General features: G+C 41.4%; 15 protein-coding genes. 6 read left to right on the top strand and 9 right to left on the bottom strand.

Annotated features, from left to right (window positions below; all coding sequences use genetic code 11):
• Positions 1 to 351: 351 nt before the first annotated feature.
• Positions 352 to 1,104, bottom strand: coding sequence for a Crp/Fnr family transcriptional regulator (locus tag DACET_RS10530; RefSeq protein ID WP_083772404.1), 753 nt, complete (start codon positions 1,102 to 1,104; stop codon positions 352 to 354).
• A 273-nt stretch (positions 1,105 to 1,377) separates the two neighbouring features.
• Between DACET_RS10530 and DACET_RS10535 the strand changes: the two genes are divergently transcribed.
• The 4 genes from DACET_RS10535 to DACET_RS10550 all read left to right on the top strand — a co-directional run bounded on the left by DACET_RS10535 (position 1,378) and on the right by DACET_RS10550 (position 5,935).
• Positions 1,378 to 2,883: an FAD-dependent oxidoreductase gene (locus DACET_RS10535; protein WP_013011358.1), complete on the top strand. Its 1,506-nt coding sequence runs from the start codon at positions 1,378 to 1,380 to the stop codon at positions 2,881 to 2,883.
• 17 nt (positions 2,884 to 2,900) lie between these two features.
• Positions 2,901 to 3,284, top strand: a complete 384-nt coding sequence (locus DACET_RS10540; protein ID WP_013011359.1) for a cytochrome c3 family protein — start codon at positions 2,901 to 2,903, stop codon at positions 3,282 to 3,284.
• A gap of 175 nt (positions 3,285 to 3,459) precedes the next feature.
• Positions 3,460 to 4,680: an OprD family outer membrane porin gene (locus DACET_RS10545; protein WP_013011360.1), complete on the top strand. Its 1,221-nt coding sequence runs from the start codon at positions 3,460 to 3,462 to the stop codon at positions 4,678 to 4,680.
• A gap of 97 nt (positions 4,681 to 4,777) precedes the next feature.
• Positions 4,778 to 5,935, top strand: a complete 1,158-nt coding sequence (locus DACET_RS10550) for an MFS transporter (RefSeq protein WP_013011361.1) — start codon at positions 4,778 to 4,780, stop codon at positions 5,933 to 5,935.
• A 73-nt stretch (positions 5,936 to 6,008) separates the two neighbouring features.
• Here DACET_RS10550 and DACET_RS10555 read toward each other — a convergent pair whose 3' ends face one another.
• From DACET_RS10555 to DACET_RS10570, 4 genes are all read right to left on the bottom strand, one after another.
• The gene (locus DACET_RS10555; RefSeq protein WP_013011362.1) at positions 6,009 to 7,265 is read right to left on the bottom strand and encodes an MFS transporter; all 1,257 of its coding nucleotides are present in this window, start codon (positions 7,263 to 7,265) and stop codon (positions 6,009 to 6,011) included.
• An 18-nt stretch (positions 7,266 to 7,283) separates the two neighbouring features.
• Positions 7,284 to 8,684: an IS4 family transposase gene (locus tag DACET_RS10560; protein ID WP_013010124.1), complete on the bottom strand. Its 1,401-nt coding sequence runs from the start codon at positions 8,682 to 8,684 to the stop codon at positions 7,284 to 7,286.
• A gap of 259 nt (positions 8,685 to 8,943) precedes the next feature.
• Positions 8,944 to 9,396, bottom strand: coding sequence for a MarR family winged helix-turn-helix transcriptional regulator (locus tag DACET_RS10565; protein WP_013011363.1), 453 nt, complete (start codon positions 9,394 to 9,396; stop codon positions 8,944 to 8,946).
• Positions 9,397 to 9,642: 246 nt separating this feature from the next.
• Positions 9,643 to 10,038: a pyridoxamine 5'-phosphate oxidase family protein gene (locus DACET_RS10570; RefSeq protein WP_013011364.1), complete on the bottom strand. Its 396-nt coding sequence runs from the start codon at positions 10,036 to 10,038 to the stop codon at positions 9,643 to 9,645.
• Positions 10,039 to 10,160: 122 nt separating this feature from the next.
• Here DACET_RS10570 and DACET_RS10575 point away from each other — a divergent pair, with 122 nt between their 5' ends.
• Positions 10,161 to 10,526 carry a winged helix-turn-helix transcriptional regulator gene (locus DACET_RS10575; RefSeq protein WP_013011365.1) on the top strand — a complete coding sequence of 122 codons (366 nt, stop codon included), beginning with the start codon at positions 10,161 to 10,163 and terminating at the stop codon, positions 10,524 to 10,526.
• Positions 10,527 to 10,611: 85 nt separating this feature from the next.
• Here the strand turns inward: DACET_RS10575 and DACET_RS10580 are convergent, their stop codons facing one another.
• The 4 genes from DACET_RS10580 to DACET_RS10595 form a co-directional block, all read right to left on the bottom strand.
• Positions 10,612 to 11,841 carry an OprD family outer membrane porin gene (locus DACET_RS10580; protein ID WP_013011366.1) on the bottom strand — a complete coding sequence of 410 codons (1,230 nt, stop codon included), beginning with the start codon at positions 11,839 to 11,841 and terminating at the stop codon, positions 10,612 to 10,614.
• Positions 11,842 to 11,956: 115 nt separating this feature from the next.
• On the bottom strand, positions 11,957 to 12,586 hold the full coding sequence (locus DACET_RS10585; protein ID WP_013011367.1) for a TorD/DmsD family molecular chaperone: 630 nt from the start codon (positions 12,584 to 12,586) through the stop codon (positions 11,957 to 11,959).
• Positions 12,587 to 12,659: 73 nt separating this feature from the next.
• Positions 12,660 to 13,271, bottom strand: coding sequence for a 4Fe-4S dicluster domain-containing protein (locus DACET_RS10590; RefSeq protein ID WP_013011368.1), 612 nt, complete (start codon positions 13,269 to 13,271; stop codon positions 12,660 to 12,662).
• Between the two features lie 14 nt (positions 13,272 to 13,285).
• Positions 13,286 to 16,003 (bottom strand): molybdopterin-dependent oxidoreductase, encoded by a 2,718-nt coding sequence (locus tag DACET_RS10595; RefSeq protein ID WP_013011369.1) that lies wholly within the window; start codon positions 16,001 to 16,003, stop codon positions 13,286 to 13,288.
• A 347-nt stretch (positions 16,004 to 16,350) separates the two neighbouring features.
• On the opposite strand from DACET_RS10595, the gene DACET_RS10600 reads away from it, so the two are divergent.
• Complete coding sequence (locus DACET_RS10600) at positions 16,351 to 17,769, top strand: aminotransferase-like domain-containing protein (RefSeq protein ID WP_013011370.1); 1,419 nt, start codon at positions 16,351 to 16,353, stop codon at positions 17,767 to 17,769.
• Positions 17,770 to 17,941: the final 172 nt, after the last annotated feature.

Here is a 17,941-nt window from a genome sequence, read left to right on the forward strand (position 1 = left end):
GTGTCATTACATTCCTCGCAATGACTTATAAGCTCTAAAGCTGTGATTAGCTCATTCATCCACCCATAAATGCGTGGTGTTCTGTCTTCGACCGCATAAAAAACAGCGGACAGCAATCACTGCCCGCTGCATTTGTAAATAAAGCATTTGCTTGACTGTAAAATTCTCTTAACAATAACTTATCTATTTTGGTTATTTTCCTTTGCCAGTGAAGCCAGATTTGTATGGTATAAAAAATAATGTATTCACATCATTTACCCTGCCGGTATCTTCATCTGCACCCGTTTAAGAGTGACAAGAATCTTCATTTTAATTATAAAATCTTATAACACATATTAAGATCAGGAATTCTTAACTTATCCTGTACACTTTGCTATCGATAAAAACTGAGTCATTGCCATCAGAATCTTCCCAATCATATAAATTATCTAAAACATTCTTCCGTATAAAACGAACTTTTTTAACTTTTTTGTAGTTACCTTCTCTTTTCAATTCCAGCAAAAGTCTATTTACTGTTAGAGGAGTTGTATAGATAATCTGGGCTATCTCGCTATGGGTGAAATCAACGGGTAACCTGTACCAACCATTTTCAATACCCACCTCGAAGCGATTTATCAACCCTTTGAAAAAACAAAACATTCTATCCTTGGGAGTGCGGGCAACAATATTAGCAAATCCTTCCAGATCAGATTCAATGTCATACATCAAGCTGTAAATCATTTTCTTGTTAAAATCATTATTAGAAAACATATAGTCCCATGCGGTTTCATGCGGAACCTCCAGAAAAACACAATCTCTAATTGCAGTCGCTGAAACGTTAGAAGTGCGGTCTGAAAGAAAAAAAGAATCACCGATCATTGAATTGTGAAAAATAACACTGATAGCTTTATCTTTAGTCGTTTTCTGCATAAGTATATTCTCACAATACTTACTCACTATTCCACTGACTATAAGGCTCAGGTATGGGTAAAATTCTTTACCTTTAAAAATCATCTCACCTTTCCGGTAATTCCTCAGCTTACCGTACTTCATGAAAAACTTTTTAACTGTCTGGTCAACAGCCGGTCTTATCCACGGGACGCCATGGTAACGCAACCTCATCATAACCCCCTAAAGTAAATACCTCGTACTTGTTTCTTAATATTTTATAACATAAAACCGTCTCATTTTTTCGTGCAGAAAACTGAAGTATATATCACCGGATACATATAAGCACCACTGATAACACAAAAATTCAAAACTGTACATATCACTAGATACATCAACATCCACTTAAATTTTGAACCTTGAGTCAAACTTTGTAGGATAAAACAGGCGAACGAAACTGTTCAGCCGGAAGAACTCCTCACATGAGGAAACTATATCAAAGGAGTTATTATGAGAAAATCTTTATCAGTAATCGCATTCATCATGCTTACTGTCTGCAACCTATACGCAGCAGACAAGATCTACAATGTCGATGTATGCGTGGTCGGAGCAGGAGCAGGCGGAACAACAGCCGCAGTCTCTGCACAGGAAGCAGGACTCTCAACAGTATTACTTGAAAAAATGCCTTTCACCGGCGGCGCTGGGAACTTCATGGAAGGGTCATTTGCAGCCGAAAGTTTTATGCAGAAAAAAGCAGGTATAAAACTTACCAAAGAGCAGGCATTTAACAACATTATGCATTACCATCACTGGATGCCAAATGCAAAACTAGTCAAAGCTTTTGTAGATGAATCATCCAAAACTATCCAATGGATATGGGATCACGGTGTACATTTTGAAGAAGTCAAAAGTGCATTCAAAGACAACCCTATCAGAACATGGCACATCTACCCCACAGCAGGTGCCTACTACATCCGAACAATGGTAAACACATACCTAGACAACGGCGGCACTCTGCTTCTCGAAACACCAGGAAAGCAGCTTATTTTTGATAGGAATGGGAAAATAAGCGGCGTTCTCGCACAAAACCAGGATGGTGATCTGATTCAGATCAATGCTAAATACGTAATCCTGGCAACTGGCGGCTATGCTAACAACGTCGAAATGATCGTACAGTACGGCGGCCCGGAATCAGTTCCAACTGGTCCTGAAGGGCGTGAAGGGGACGGTATCAATATGGCTCTCTCTGCCGGTGCAGCTCTTGACGGCATGGGTCCTCTCGAGGTTAACGGTGCAATGCTCATCGCTCCCGGTGAAGCAATATGCAACGGCAACAACGCAGAACTCCGTGCGATGTTCCGCCAGTCGCTTCTTTATGTAAACCACAAAGGCGAACGTTTCTTCAACGAAGAAGTTACTATCGACTGGCCTATGGCAAGTAATGCCATAGCGCGTGGCGGAAAGTACACTTATGTTGTATTTGATGCTGATACTCTGAAAGAGTTCCAGACATCAGGCTACCTCAACCCATGCGGAAACTGGATTAAACGCGGTCAGCCTATGAAACGCTTTGACGAGCTTTTCCCTGAAAATGTCGCAAAAGGTTACGCCTACGAAGGTGCGACCCTTGAAGAAGTGGCAAAAAAGGCAGGAATGGATCCAGCAGTCCTCAACAAAACAGCCGCAGACATGACAAAATTTGCCAAAGAGGGTTATGACGAACAATTCGGTAAAAATAAACGTTTTATTCGTTCAGTTGCTAAAGGTCCGTTTTACATTCTGAAAGGTCAGATCCACCACCTCACAACACTTGGCGGAGCGAAAGTCACAGAGCATCTTCAGGTTGTTGACGAAAAAGAGCAAACAATACCTGGTCTTTACGCTATCGGACATGACGCAGGTGGTCTTTACGGAGATTCATATGACCTTACCATTGGTGAGGGCACATCAAGTGCTTTCGCTATCAATGGGGGCAGGCTCGCCGCAAAAGACATTATTAACAAAGTCAGCAAATAATCTCAACTGGAGGAAAAATGAAACATTACATAGTAACACTGGTCGTGGTTATGCTGGCATCATTCAGCATGTGCGCATACGCCGCAGACAACTACAACCATAACCTTAAACCACACCACGATGAAGCAGGTCTTACCTGTGCAGACTGTCATCAGATTGAACGTCCTATAAAAGCAGCGTCTGCTGATTCTTGTAAATCATGTCACTCAGATATTCGCAAGACTGGCAGGGTTGTAAAATTTACTGAGAGAAGAACAGGCAGAGTAATGGAATTAAATCCGCATGCATCTCATGCCGGACCAATCAGATGTACTCTTTGCCATAGCGAACACAAAACATCCAAGCTTCTTTGTAACGATGGATGCCATGACCACCACACATGGGATCTTATGGTTCCTTAGAATCAACTTCTGGAAGCCGGGGCTGAAACATGCCCCGGTTTAATGACTACAGATTAATTACCGAAACAGGTCAAAACATTATATGCAAGCCAACTTCATGTAAGTTCTTTGTGAAACAGAACTTATAACGATCACAGCTTGCAGCCGGAAATCCACAGTATTAATTGGAGGAGTTATGAGACTTTTATGTATTCTTATTTTTGTTATCATTACCAGTTTTGCCTCATATGCCGCCGACAACCTCGGACAAGCCTTTTCGCAAGGTACATTAAGAGGCGAATTAAGGACATTTTACTTTGACAGAGACTTCGATAGTTCTACAGAGAGAGAAGACTTTGCAACAGGAACTTTACTATACTACAAAACAGCACCGCTGCAAGGAATCAGTCTAGGGTTAGCATTTGCATCTTCCAACAATGTTGTCGTAGACAACGACAAGGATGTTTACGGACTTGTCGGCAGGGACAGTGACGGCAACCATGACAGCTATGCGAAATTGCAGGAATACTATATTCAGGGAGAATGGTTCAACACAGTGATCAAGTACGGAGCACAGGAAATATTCACCCCATTTGCTAATGTACATGATATACGCATGACACCTAAAACATATAAAGGACTTTCTGTTATCAACAACAGCATTAACGGACTCACACTTTCAGGGTACTATCTCACAGGTTTCAGGGGTTGGAGTGACGAAAACTTCATGACAATGACAGAATCCGCAGGTTCTACCGAAGGTGACGACAACGCACTCTGGATAGGCGGTATTAAATATAAGATTCCAACTAAGATTGTAAAAGCTACAGTCGAGGGGTGGGAATACTATCTGGATGATGTTGTTCAGACTACATTCCTCAGAGCAAATGTTGACAAAACTTTTGGTGATTACAACCTTCAATTCACCCCTTCTTTTCTTACACAGAAGTCAAATGGTGACGAATATGCAGGAGACATAGACTCCACGCATTACGGATTCAACACAAGCGTTTCTGCATATGGTGTCAGCCTAACAGGATTCTATGCAAAAACAGAAGACGGCAGCATCTTTGCTCCATGGGGAGATGAGAAAGTTATCATTCAGCAGGTGCTCGCCGCAGATAGAGAAGACGAAAAAGCATATGCGGTTAAGCTGGCATACAATTTCAAAGCTCTTGGACTTGCCGGACTTGACGCATACGTTTTCCACAGCATTTATGACACACCTGAATCAGGTTCGACAGCGTCATCTGATTTTGACGAAACAGACTTTAGCCTTCAGTATAAATTCGATGAAAATTCTCCGCTGAAAGGGCTAAGTGTCAGAGTACGGTATGCAATAATAAACAAAGATACTGAAGAAGATTTTAACGACTTCCGTGTCTATATAAAATACAGCTTTGCCCTGCGCAAATAAAACCTCCTTATGTTTGCCGCAAAATGACCAAAAGTGAGCCGGATGCTTGTACGCAGTATCCGGCTCATCTAACCCGAATAACGAATAAGGGTACAGAATGCAAAGGAAGAAACTATTTACACTACTTTTTTTTATTAACTTTGCTGTAACATTCAGCTACGGCATCTTTGACTCTTTTTTCTCTTTATATTTATTCAGTGTCGGGGTCAGAGGCTCGCTACTAGGCATCCCTATGGCTGTTTACGCCCTTTCAAAAATTTTCCTAAGTGTACCTATTGGAAATGTTTCGGACAAAATATCCTGTAAGAAAACATTAACCGCTGCGATAGGTCTTTATACTCTGATAGCTTTTCTATACTTATTTGCTGATGACATAAGTATTATTATCTTATTGAGATTTTTACAGGGGTTCGCATCTGCGCTACTCCGCCCTACTCTGCTTTCGTACATTAATACTATTGCAGATGACGACAACATAGCATCTGTGTCTGGCAAGTTTGATATCTCATTTTACAGTGCCCTTGGACTTGGTCCCGTATGTGGCGGAATCATAAGGAATTATTGCGGATTTTACGGACTGTTCATAACCATGTCGATTATTTGTACACTGGCGTTGTTTACATCAGCAACATTCATGAAGGATAATGACTCAGGCTCTCGCAGCAAATATCAGAAACAGGAGTTCATAACCCCAAACATATTTGCTTTGATGATATTTATCTTCGGCAGGACGATAGGCATATCAACAGTCTTCACTTTTTTACCTATATTCATAGAAAACAGTCTTCATCTGGACAGCATGCAAACTGGAATTATACTGGCAGCTTCTACAGTTTCAATGACGCTTCTGCTAAGCACTTTCGGGCGGATAGGCGATATCGTGCCTAAGACAGCGCTCATAACAACTGGTGGGATATGTGCATCTTTTTTTATAACCATTCTGCCTATAACATCAGATTTTATATCTATTTTAGTTTTTTCCGCAATACTTGGTATTTCCGGGGCTATGTCACAACCTCCAAGTGTCGCTATGCTTCTTGAAGAAGGTGGAAAGTGCGGAATAGGTAAAGCATCCGGATATTTTAATCTCTCCATGAATGCCGGTTTTGCACTGGGACCTGTTTTAGGCTCGATACTTATGGCGCACTACGGCATAAACACTGTATTTTATATATCGGGAAGTGTTGGTATACTGTTCACATTATCATTTCTGCTAATCAGTTCCGGTTTTAAGGCAGTAACCCGGCCAGATTAAATAACAAGTACACATAGCCTCTACGACTTTTCCTGATTCTCATAATGCTTTTTATCTGAGATGCCTGCCTAGTTTAATGCGCAGCAGCATTGTCTTTCAGAACGAATTTCAAGCGGAGTCCTTTGGCACAGACCCTCAGCCCACGATATCTGACCAGATAACTGACCCCTACAAGAGCAGCGGCAAACCCTGATACAGCACCAACGCCAAGCGCCCATCTGGGACCAAAAGTATCAGCAACCCAGCCTACAAAAGGCGCACCAACCGGTTTGCTCCCCATAGCAATTGCAAACATGATGGCGATAACGCGACCACGCATAGCCGGATCAGTGGTAAGCTGTACAGCACTGTTCGCTGTAGTCGTAAAGACCTGCGCAGAAACACCTATAAGCACCAGAGCCGCAGCAAACAGTCCATAAGACGGAAGAAGAGCCGCAAGAGTAAGTCCCAAACCAAAAAACGCAGCCCCCTTAAACAGAGCCGTAATCTTAGGATCGTCCCTCCCTGCAACAAAAAGTGCGCCGGCAACTGAGCCAACAGCCATTACAGATGACAAAAAGCCAAATCCGCTTGCGCCAGTATGAAATACAGAAACGGACATGGTGGAAATAAATATCTGGAAATTCAGACCAAAAGTACCTATCAGAAAAAACATTATAAGTGCAGTTCTGAGATCAGGTCTTTTCCATATATAGCGAAAACCTTCAAGCATGCTCCCGCGTGTCTGAGTAACTTTCTCACTTATGAAAAGCTCGTCTAAATGTAAAAATGCCAGAGAGCAGAGAACTGCGGCAAAAGAGACAGCATTCAGAATAAAAACCCACCCAGATCCCACTATTACTATAAGAACTCCGGCAATAGCGGGACCTATCATCCTTGCGGAATGAAATGACGTAGAGTTCAGCGCAACAGCATTTGAAAGACCTTTTTCTGAAACAAGGTCAGTAACAAATGTCTGTCTTGCCGGGACGTCAAAAGCGGTGGCACAACCAAGCAGAAAAGCAAATATATACATATGCCAGAGCTCAGCTTTTTCAGTAAGAGTAAGCACACCAAGCCCTAATGCAAGAATCCCCATAACAGCCTGAGTAGTAAGTAATAATTTTCGGCGGTTAAAACGGTCTGCCGCATATCCTGTGAGCGGAAGCAGAAATATCTGCGGACCGAACTGAAGAGCTGTAACTATCCCAACTGAGGTGGCATTGTTGTCTGTCAGCTGAGTGAGCACTACCCAATCCTGAGCGGTTCTCTGCATCCACGTCCCAACGTTTGAAACAATAGCCCCCAAAGCCCACAGCCTGTAGTTATAATTTTTAAATGATCTGAACATCCATTGTAATTTACTCACTCAAGTTTCGCACCTTTGAAACATCAGATTCTGTATTGAAAGCCTTACCATTTCCTGTATTCCAGCCAATTTATTCATAAAAACTGTAAATGTTTCCTTTGCTCCATCAATTATTGATAATAATCGGTTTATGAATTTTTCCATAAACGCCAGAATATTCAGTTCTTCGACCTCATAACGCAGACCCTCATACAGACTGCCTTTGTGACGGAAATCACCATTTATCCGTTCCATATAGCTCAGGATGATAAACCTAACGAGCGATAGTGTTAGGAAGCAAATAGTAGCCTCAAAGGTTCTGGATTGATTTTTCCCAAAGAAAAGCTTGCTCTTGGCATCTTTAAACAACACTTCTACTGCCCAACGCTGACCATAGGTTTCAATTATTTTTGCCGATGTCAAAGATGTATCCGTAGACAGTAGAATAATAGGCTTCTTTGATTTACTTTTCTCAGATGGCTGACAGAAGACCAGCTTAACCAGAGTTGAACCGAAAAAAGCATTGATGGAAGATACAGACACCCGATCTTTGCCAATTGTTACTGTTGCCTTAATCAAATCTGGAACAACACATTCCCATAAGCGTTTGGTTGAGTATACCTTGCCATTTACAGCAACAGTCAATGTCGGTGTAGTTTTAAGCATGGCAATCACGTCATAGCCTATCTCATTATAAATTGACGACACCAGCCTCGGCATACAGTACCAGCTGTCAAACAGAACAGCCCCAGCATCCAGACCCTTCTGTTTCGCCCGTTTAAGCATTTCCTTTACCAGTGTTGGTTTGTCTTTTACTGCTTCCTGTCGACGATGCCACGCCAGCATCCGCTTATCCATTTCAATTTCTGTCGATTGTTTGAATACTTTTCTGCTGCTTCGCTGCAAAGCAAAATCTACAGGGACAAATGACGCACGATCACTCCAGCCAAGCACAACAGCACTGAAGCCTTTCACGCTTTTACCTTTGCTATGGTCAAACACCCATGATACTTCTTCTATCTTTTTGCCGGCTTTCTGAATTACTGTGTCATCAATTACAAGAACACGCTGCTGCCAGCTGCTGAATGATTTGAAATATCTGATCACATTAAGCGATATATCCATCATAAAACGCCGCCAATTGATACTTGTACGTGTACTTAAACGATAAAAAACATCTTTACCGCCTAAATCAAATAGACTGTTCCGGCAATGGGAAACAAAATGGTGAACGCTCTTACCGAGAAAAGTCAGAAAAACTAAAGCCACAAGAATCGAAAACGGCTCGACGCCCTGATTCTTTGAAATACCGCACCTATAGGCAATTGTACGCAGTTGCAAAGCCTTCATTACTCGGAATATCTCAAATTCTTTCCACAATGCCGCTTGTATTTCAGACTGCCATGATTTATTCTCAAGCATAGAAAAAGTCTCCTTGATGTAATTGTTATTGGAAAATCAATATACCATCTATGTGAGACTTTTTCTATTGTTATCCTAGCTATAACAACAAGTTATCGCACTATATCAAGATGCGAAACTTGAGTTACTCATATAATTAATTGTCCCGTGGCACTTTTAACGCTGGATGCAGCATAATGCCGTAATTCGTCCCTATAACGGTTAAAGATGTATTTTCGTATATGCCAGTTAATGTCACACCAAACTCCATTTAATTTAATCATTTAACATTCACAACCCGCTTTAGTATATCAAGGCTCTCAAGCAGCTTCTCCTGCTCTTTATCTGTCAGAGCGGTATTAACAGCTCTATAAAGCCAATCCTCTTTTGCTGCACGTCCGCTTCTTATATTCTCCCTGCACTGGTCTGTTATATCAAGGATAGTCTGTCTGCCGTCCTCCGGGTCAGGTGAAGATGTTATAAGTCCCTCTGCCTCAAGAGATGATATAGTCGCTCCCAAAGACTGAGGGCGCACCCCTTCTGCCTTTGCCAAAGCCGTTACTGTCCCTGGACCTTCTCTCTCAAGACGCAGCAGCACTGATATCTGTGACCATGAGAAGTCCCCCATATGAGATTCCTTTTTAAACTTTCGGCAGAACTTACCTATAAGAATTCTAAGTTCTGCTGAGAGCACGGAAGCAGTGCTTTTCGCTGTGCCGATTTTATTATCCATGACATGCCCCTTATGATCTTATAAAAGTAATATATAAACTATGAAGCAAAACTACAAAGGTTTCCTTAGCATACACCTAAATCAAAGACTTTATTTCGTATATTAACCACATAGATAAAAGGGAATTCATCATGTCATGCACAAGCTAATAACATAGCCTGTGCACAACTATATAAAAAAGTTATTTATAATGCAGAAATAAATATAGAATATTCGGGGCAATTCATCAGACTACTGTCTAAAGACTCAGATAGTCAGAGTCTTCTTCTCTCCGCTCATGGTATGACATTCAGCTTTTGCATCTTCCAGCAGAAAGATTTCAAACTTGCCGTCATTTACAGAATACATTCTCGCAAGATCAGGCATCACATCCAAAGCTTTCTGCTGTGATTCCGCTGATGTGCAAAACACAGCCTTTCCGCAGAGGCGCAGTGTGTTATAATCTTTGTCAACACAACACATCTCAACATTCGGGTTTTCTTTCATCTGTGCATACATGTCTTTAACATTGCTTGTGCAGAAGGCAAGCTTGTTCTGATACTCCATAACAAACCCCATAGGACGCACATGCGGCTCCCCTTGACTTGCTGTTGCCATGTAAAAGACTTTATTGGTTTTAAGAAAATCTAATGTCTCACTCATTCTCACACCTCTTTGTTGTATTTTAATCAATAGCTGATATGATAATAAGTGTTAATCAGGATTATACAAGTACGCAGATAAAAATGATATAGTATGAAATAACTGACTATGGAGCCTTTTTTATGAATGAAAAGCTAAAGGTATGCCCGATACGTTATACTCTGGGAGTAATAGGCGGAAAGTGGAAACTGCCCATAATATGCCTGCTTGCATGTGACACTCCAATGCGCTACGGAGCTATCAAGAAAAAACTGGGCGACATAACAAACATGATGCTGTCTCAGTCTCTGAAGGAGCTTGAAGCCAACGGGATGGTAAACAGAAAACAATACAATGTTATCCCTCCGAAAGTGGAATACTCTCTCACAAACGAAGCAAAAGAACTTTTAGGTGCACTTACTATGTTTGCTAAATGGGGGAATGACCAGATTGATAAAAACGAAAATAACATAACGTCAGGATGTGAAGAATGTCAGTCTTCCTGCTGAAAAAACAAACCGGATGCCATGATTTAACCTGACATCCGGATATAACCGCAATCTGATGTTACCCAGATTCGCTATAGGAGGTTAATTATTTGCCGCTTAAGGCGAAGCTGTATTTTATATACACACGAAAGTCATTGTAATCTTCCGCAGTGTCCTGATCGATAATCGCGTATCTTACCCGCACACTAAAACCTTTCAGATAAGAATCTTCATCGAATTTATACTGAAGGCTAAAGTCTGTTTCATCAATATCTGATGAAGCTGCTGCACCTGACTCCGGCGTGTCATACATGCCGTAGAAGACATAAGCATCAAGACCTCTGAGACCAAGTGCTCCGAAGTTATACCCAAGCTTCACAGCATAGGCGTCTTCATCTGCTCTGCCTGCTGCAATAATCTGCTGGATAATAACTTTCCCGTCGCCCCATGGTGCGAATACCCCGTCATCGGGTGTTCTGGCGTAAAAGCCTGTGAGGCTTAAACCATAAGCAGCCACACCAGCATTAAAACCATACTGAGTTGTGTCAAAATCTCCGACAAGTTCATCACCCTGTGATTTCTGAGTGAGATAGGAAGGGGTGATGTGCAGGTTATAGTCACCTATTTTTTTACCAACAGACCCTTCAAAGTAAGTTGACTGAAACACATCCTCAAGATAGTACTGCCAGCCTGCGACAGATGCCTTCACTACACTTACAGGAAGCTGATATTTTATACCGCCGACAAGAAGCGCACTGTCATCGTCACCAGCACCGGCAGACTCTGATATTGACATGAATTCATCATCGTTCCAGCCCATGAATTCAGTAATATAATAGCCTGAAAGAGTGAGACCATTAACACTGTTATTCACTAAAGAAAGACCTTTATAAGTTTTAGGGCTCATACGTATATCGTGTTTATTCATGAAAGGAGTATTGATTTCCTGAGCACCATATTTTACTACAGTATCAAACCACTCCCCCTGTATATAATATTCCTGCATACGGGTGTAGCTTTCATGGTCTCCGTCATCTCCTGTTGCAAGCAAACCATAGACATTTTTGTCTTCGTCGCTTCCCAGATCATTTGATGATGCAAATGCCAGCCCTGCGCTGATGCCGTGAAGCGGAGCTGTTTTGTAGTATAGAAGCGAACCTACGGCAAAGTCTGCTCTGTCAGTTGTAGCTTCGTCAAAATCACGTTCAAAATAGAAAGTTCTAAGTTCCCCTTTCAAAGTCCCCTTTGAAAATGCTTCTGCAAGAGTGTCCGCCGAATATGCAATAGAGCTGGTCATAATAAGAACCAGCATCGTAACTAAGTTCAAAAAACGCATAAAATTCCTCCAAAAATTATAAATACACAACTTCATTTAGCAGAATAAAATACCTCATTCCGCCTGAGTTAGAACAAAAATGCCTAAATAGCCTATTCCAGACAAGTTAGATTTGTTATCGCAGCATAAGAAGAGTCAAATCCAATACACCTCTGAAATAGTCTGTCTGTATATGTTCCTGGGCTCTACGATAAAATGATTCAAACCATACTTTGATATGTTCATTAAGAAAGTTTTCAGAAGTGTCTGTCAGCTTTACATACAGTTCATCATCCCCCTTCTCCAATGCATCCATTCTTAAAAGCCCGAGAGTTCCGATAAAATCCAGCTGGATACCGATATAATCCTGACGGTTAAGGTGCTCGGCATATGTCGTATAGCCTGCCTCAAGATATATCTCTGTCAGTTTTTTCAGATGTCCTGCTACATCCCTTTTTTTCAGGTAGAGCTCTTCATAAGGAGCTTTTGGACCGTAATCCGGGGCAATACCTCTGAAAAGTTTTGTCCAGTCACGTTTGACAGCGAGGATATCGTCTTCGTCCTTTTCATTAAACTTTTCTGCGAATGATTTTATCTTACCAAGTGCTTCCGCCACTTCAGTCTCATTCACCAGTTCAGGGGTAAGACCACGCATTGCCACAACTGTTTCCAGCTCCGGATTCATATTGTAAAAACTTGCCAGTAGAGAAAATATTTCAGCATCATTTTCTGCAGCAGCAGTTTCAATATCTATAACATCACTCATAACTATCTCCTTTTGATTTCCCGGGCACATAACTATGCCCGGGATTTTGCGATAAACCTGAAGGGATGATATTTTAGCCTTCTATATAAAAGACATTAGGTTTAGTTCCTTCCTCTGGTTTATATGGTTTAGGATTGTATTTCTTAAATACTTTAGATATCTCACTTTCAGGGTCATCAAGATCGCCAAAGATTCTGGCAACACCTGCACAAGTCGCAACACAGGCAGGCGGAAGTCCTTTTGATCTTCTTGGAGCACAAAATGTACACTTGTCCACAGTCTCATAGACATGTTCCTTACTTCTGGTTTCTTCGTAAAGGTTCTGTTCTCCTTTCTCACTCCAGTAAGTGGGTTTCTCCTCTTCGTTAAAGTATCTGGCGCCGTACGGGCAGGCTTCCATACATGCCTGACAGCCGATGCATTCAGATGCGGTTACCTGAACTGTACCATCCGCAAGCTTTTTAGAAGCTCCTGTAGGGCAAACCTCAACGCATGGAGCATCATCACAGTGGTTGCATATCATGGGCATGTATTCATAATGAACATTCGGAAATTTTCCATGCTCAGTTATGATAGTTTTTGTCCAGAAAGTTCCAGGAGGTGTGGCGTTTGTCTGCTTACACGCAACTGTGCACCCCTGACATGCATAGCACCTTCTTTTATCTATTATCATTGCAAGTCTCATGTTTATCCTCCTGACTAGGCTTTATAAATGCGAACAGGCACAGTGTTTGACACGCCTACTGATATAGGGTCACAGTCTGAGATTTTCGCATTTGTAAGTTTGTTATACATCGGGAAGCTGGCGGCTTTCTTGCCAAGTGTTTTAACCAGACGCCCAAGAGCTCCACCGAAACCAACAACTCCGGGAAAGATCATCTCTGTTATGTGGACATCACCTTTAACTTTGCCGTTTTCAGACTCAACCCAGATAGTATCCCCTTCTTTTATGCCTTTTTCTTTCGCTGTGATAGAGTTCAGGCATATTTTGCCGTATGATGGGTCAAACTTTTCACCAACTTCATTGAGATAAGGCATCTGGTCGTCACCAGCAACTCTCATAGGGGAGATAGGTAGTTTCCAGTTAATCGAAAGCAAGTCATATTTAGAGCCTTTTTTAGCTTCAGAGATTTTTTTCGGTCTCCATGTAACCATTGGTTCATAGTATTGAAGCTGATTTTCCATATCAAAGTCAGGGATATAAACTTTATCTTTATATTCTGTAAAGAATTCACGAAGAATATCACCGCTTTCTTTAGTTTTATTAAAGTAAATTGGGTGACGTGTTTCACCTTTTTTAAACCATGAAGAGTTATAAGCGTCAGCAGGAGCCATAACATTAATGATAAGACCATCTTTCTTCATTGTGTCCAGCCCTTTACCAAAGTATGCTTTTGCGCCTTTATCCCATATTTCACTGATGGTATATTTCTTACCGTGTTTCAGATAATCTTTCGGATCAAGTTTGGCAAATGTAACCTCACCAAGGATCACGCCTGTGTTGTTGATGGCGTCGTTGAAGTCATTAATCATACCCATACGGTCACAGAGCTCGATGATAATATTCTGCGGCTGCATTGTGTTATATATGGAAGGGATAGGATCCCTGTACATCATAACTCTTGTGGAAATTGTCTCTTTTGTGTAAACGTCAAAAGCCCCTTCGTATGAGTTCACAGACTCTTTTTCAAGCATGGCGTGGCTTGGCAGAAGTATGTCTGCCATATGAGCCATTTCATCATAGTGATATGCTACTGTTGCAGAAAATGGAATTTTAGATACTGATTCTGCAACAACATATGGTTCTGTCGTGCTCGCAATAGGATTACTTCCCACTGTAAGAAGGGCATCAATCTCGTACTCAAGACCGTATTTATGCGGATCAAGAGCAACTTTATATGCCAGAGTAGGCAGTGTGTGCTTATGAGGGAAATATTCTTTAAGGTTAACATGCTGAGGAGGGTAACTAGGTTTCTTAAGCCTCGCCTCACCTTTCGCTGCCACAACGCCATCCTCGTCAGGACTTAGAAACGGTCCTCGCTGTGTTCCAAGCATACCGCCCGGCACGTCCATAGACCCCACAAGCATATTCAATGTTTTAGTGAGAAGGTCACCGGAAACACCGTCACGGAGGTTTTTAAGTCCTCTCTTACCTTCGCATACAGATGTGCGTTTCGGCAGAACAACTTTTTCGCCTTTACCGTTGACCATTTCAATAGATTCACCGATGCTTGCGTTATCGATGAAATCTCTGGCGATTTCTCTTATTTTTGATGCAGGTATCCCTGATTTCTCAGAAGCCCACTCAGGAGTGTATTGTTTGTAGTGTCTCTTGATAAGGACAAAAGAGGCATCCGCTTTAACACCGTTAACCATAACATTTGCTTTCTCAATGGATGGTTCCTTAAGAGTCTTATCATCAAATGATTTAACTTTTCCGTCAGACGCATCATAGATCTGAGGCTTTCCGTCTTTACCTCTGGCATAGTATCCGTCAGGACCGATGAGGTAAGGAGCGTTTGTTCTCCATTGCAGGAAGTCGACATCATATCTTTTAACATCATAAAGAATACTATTAACAACACCTAGAAGAAAAGCTGTCTCCCCCCCCGGACGGATCGGAACCCATTCGTTTTTGGAAGCGTCAGGGCCGCAGTGAGGGTCAACCATAACGATTTTGATGTCTTTGTCTTCATACATTCTGTCAAGAAGCCCACGTACTCCACCATCGGATGAGGCTATCCCCATACCAAGGTTCATGCCGAGAGCAAGTATGTACTTACAGTGTGTAGCATCGGGTTTTACACCAGGGAAAACACCCTGACAAAGATCAGATGCATAGTGCAGAACACAGAGTGTTCCGTTGCTTTTAATATTATTCGGAGTACCATAGGCATCTGAAAAATAGAAAAGAAATGTTCCGAAAAAGTCGAAATCACCAAAACCTATCTGAAAGATGAACCTTCTGGGGTCTCTGTCACGACTTTTTTTCAGAACTGAAGCTGTTGTATTCAGAGCTTCTTCCCATGATATTTCTACCCAACCCGGATCTTCATTAAGTCCTTTTTTGGGATTAGTTCGTTTCATAGGAGCTTTAACTCTGTATGGATTGTAATTGTGCTGAATGATTGAGTTACCTTTAGCACAAAGAGCACCTTTACTAGTCGGAGTGTTGAAGTTCCCCATAACCTGAACTGCAACGCCGTTTTCAACACGAATCATGTTTGGGCAGGTTCCACGCATGCACATACGGCAGTGACCGTAACGCCATCCGTCCTGCATAAGGTTTTTCATTTTGTTTGTTGATGAGAGCTCAGCCGCTTTAGCGCTGCTGAGGTTTATCCCCACAACAGAAGCAACGCCAGCTATACTGGCTGCTTTCAAAACAGACCTTCTGCTTAATTGAATACTTTTCATGTTTCACCTCAAACTGGTCTTCTATGAATAGCTATTTCATGACAGTAAAGTGGCACATTGTTCTTATTGTTTGAAGGTCTAGAGATTGCAATTCCAAAGGGACAAGTTCAGTAAAAAAACTTATAATCTAAATATAGAAAGGAAGTATTCTGAGAAAAAAACGGCTTATGACCGGACTGATTCCACAGGCGGATACCTTTTGCAGGCAATCTAGTCCCTCTTTTTTCTCAATAACTAGACCTTAAAAAACACTGCAAAATTATTATTAATGATTAGTAATAATAAAGATAAACTGCTCTAACTATAAGATAGACTCTCTTATCTCTTGCAGCTTACACGGAGACGATATGCTACTGACATGGAAATATGATGAGAAGCTGAATTCACCTATGTACATGCAGCTCGCTGACTACATCCGAATGAAGATAAGAACAGGAGACCTGAAAGACGGTACCAAACTGCCCGGCAGAAACTCGCTAATGACAATTTTCGGTGTGAGTAAAACCACACTGCTGTCTGCTTTTGATCAGCTTCAGCGTGAAGGTCTGCTTCAGGCATACCCGAAATCAGGCTTTTTTGTCACATATAACAACGAAGAAAGTAAAATCGACTGGAAGAAATATATAGAAAAAGCAAAACACAGGACAACTATTGACGAATACAGATACTGGGGGGAGTCTGACGGATTGGTAAATTTCAGCCTCAGCAGTGACTTTGAAATGGGACATTACTTAAAAGATGCTATGATAAACGCCTCTGAAAGGGTCATCAACATTGACGCTGCATCAGAAATTTCCAAATACGGGCTTAATTCTCTCAGAGAGTCCGTCAGGGAACATGTAAAACATTTCGGCATAAAAACTGATATCGAAAACATATTGATCACATCAGAAACAATACAAAGACTCTATTTCGTTTATGAAACTCTGCTGAACTCATGCTCTAATTTTCTGTATGAAGATACGAATATTATTAATACCATATCAAATGTTCACTCACTGGGCATGAACATGATTCCTATCAAAATGGACAAAAACGGCATGTCATCCGCTGAGCTTGAGAAGAAACTTATCAAATCAAAATTCTGCCCTATAATACACATCGATCCCACAGACCAGGCTCCCACAGGGGTTGTTATGAGCAAGAAACGCAGGCAGGAGATTATCAATATTATACAAAAATACAGAGTGCCTCTGGTGGAAGTTGATCACTCTGCAAACATATGGCACGACAAACCCACCCTTGCCCCTTTAAAATCAATGGATAAGAACGGAAATATTATCTATCTGGGCAGTATGCTGAAAATACACCCTTTTGACTTCCAGCTTTCATGGATTATAGCAGACAGGTATTTCATAGAACATCTGAGTAATGTTTTTATTCAAAACGGTGTAAAACCCAACTTTATGATGCAGCTTATCACAGACGAAATGATCAAAAATGGTAAGATGTATGAAATGATGGGCGATATAAAAAAATTTGTAAATAACAGGAGGGAGAAAACTCTCCGGCTATGTGATAAATATTTCAAATCAAAGGGATACTGGATAGAAAAGAACTGCTCATTTCACTTTTGGATAGATTTCCCTGAAGTGAACATAAAAAATATAGTTGCCAGAAACAAACTGGAAAAAACAATCTATCCCGGCTATTTTTTCAACCCACAGGATACAAGCCACATTCTGATATGCCCTTCATGCATTAAAGAAGATGCACTGGAAAGGAGTTTCGCACACATCAGCAAACTTGTTGATGAAGCAAGGTAACAATAAGCTTCAGGCACTGTTTATTCCTTCAGTGCCAAGAACCGTGCTGAGTAATAAATATTCCTCCTCTGTACTTTGCCGTAAAACATCTCACCATAATGAAATTTCGTTCCAAGAGGTGCAACATGCGCCTAAATAGTTATCATCAATTTCTATTCGCTTAAGTTCATCA

This window comes from Denitrovibrio acetiphilus DSM 12809 (assembly GCF_000025725.1).
In the GTDB taxonomy this organism is placed as follows: Bacteria; Chrysiogenota; Deferribacteres; order Deferribacterales; family Geovibrionaceae; genus Denitrovibrio; species Denitrovibrio acetiphilus.

Bases quoted from the DNA above. Each gene is read 5' to 3' on its own strand.
- DACET_RS10590 (WP_013011368.1), bottom strand. From the start codon at position 13,271: ATGAGACTTGCAATGATAATAGATAAAAGAAGGTGCTATGCATGTCAG.
- DACET_RS10540 (WP_013011359.1), top strand. From the start codon at position 2,901: ATGAAACATTACATAGTAACACTGGTCGTGGTTATGCTGGCATCATTC.
- DACET_RS10580 (WP_013011366.1), bottom strand. From the start codon at position 11,841: ATGCGTTTTTTGAACTTAGTTACGATGCTGGTTCTTATTATGACCAGC.
- DACET_RS10555 (WP_013011362.1), bottom strand. From the start codon at position 7,265: ATGTTCAGATCATTTAAAAATTATAACTACAGGCTGTGGGCTTTGGGG.
- DACET_RS10545 (WP_013011360.1), top strand. From the start codon at position 3,460: ATGAGACTTTTATGTATTCTTATTTTTGTTATCATTACCAGTTTTGCC.
- DACET_RS10600 (WP_013011370.1), top strand. From the start codon at position 16,351: ATGCTACTGACATGGAAATATGATGAGAAGCTGAATTCACCTATGTAC.
- DACET_RS10560 (WP_013010124.1), bottom strand. From the start codon at position 8,684: ATGCTTGAGAATAAATCATGGCAGTCTGAAATACAAGCGGCATTGTGG.
- DACET_RS10570 (WP_013011364.1), bottom strand. From the start codon at position 10,038: ATGAGTGAGACATTAGATTTTCTTAAAACCAATAAAGTCTTTTACATG.
- DACET_RS10565 (WP_013011363.1), bottom strand. From the start codon at position 9,396: ATGGATAATAAAATCGGCACAGCGAAAAGCACTGCTTCCGTGCTCTCA.
- DACET_RS10550 (WP_013011361.1), top strand. From the start codon at position 4,778: ATGCAAAGGAAGAAACTATTTACACTACTTTTTTTTATTAACTTTGCT.
- DACET_RS10585 (WP_013011367.1), bottom strand. From the start codon at position 12,586: ATGAGTGATGTTATAGATATTGAAACTGCTGCTGCAGAAAATGATGCT.
- DACET_RS10595 (WP_013011369.1), bottom strand. From the start codon at position 16,003: ATGAAAAGTATTCAATTAAGCAGAAGGTCTGTTTTGAAAGCAGCCAGT.
- DACET_RS10575 (WP_013011365.1), top strand. From the start codon at position 10,161: ATGAATGAAAAGCTAAAGGTATGCCCGATACGTTATACTCTGGGAGTA.
- DACET_RS10530 (WP_083772404.1), bottom strand. From the start codon at position 1,104: ATGATGAGGTTGCGTTACCATGGCGTCCCGTGGATAAGACCGGCTGTT.
- DACET_RS10535 (WP_013011358.1), top strand. From the start codon at position 1,378: ATGAGAAAATCTTTATCAGTAATCGCATTCATCATGCTTACTGTCTGC.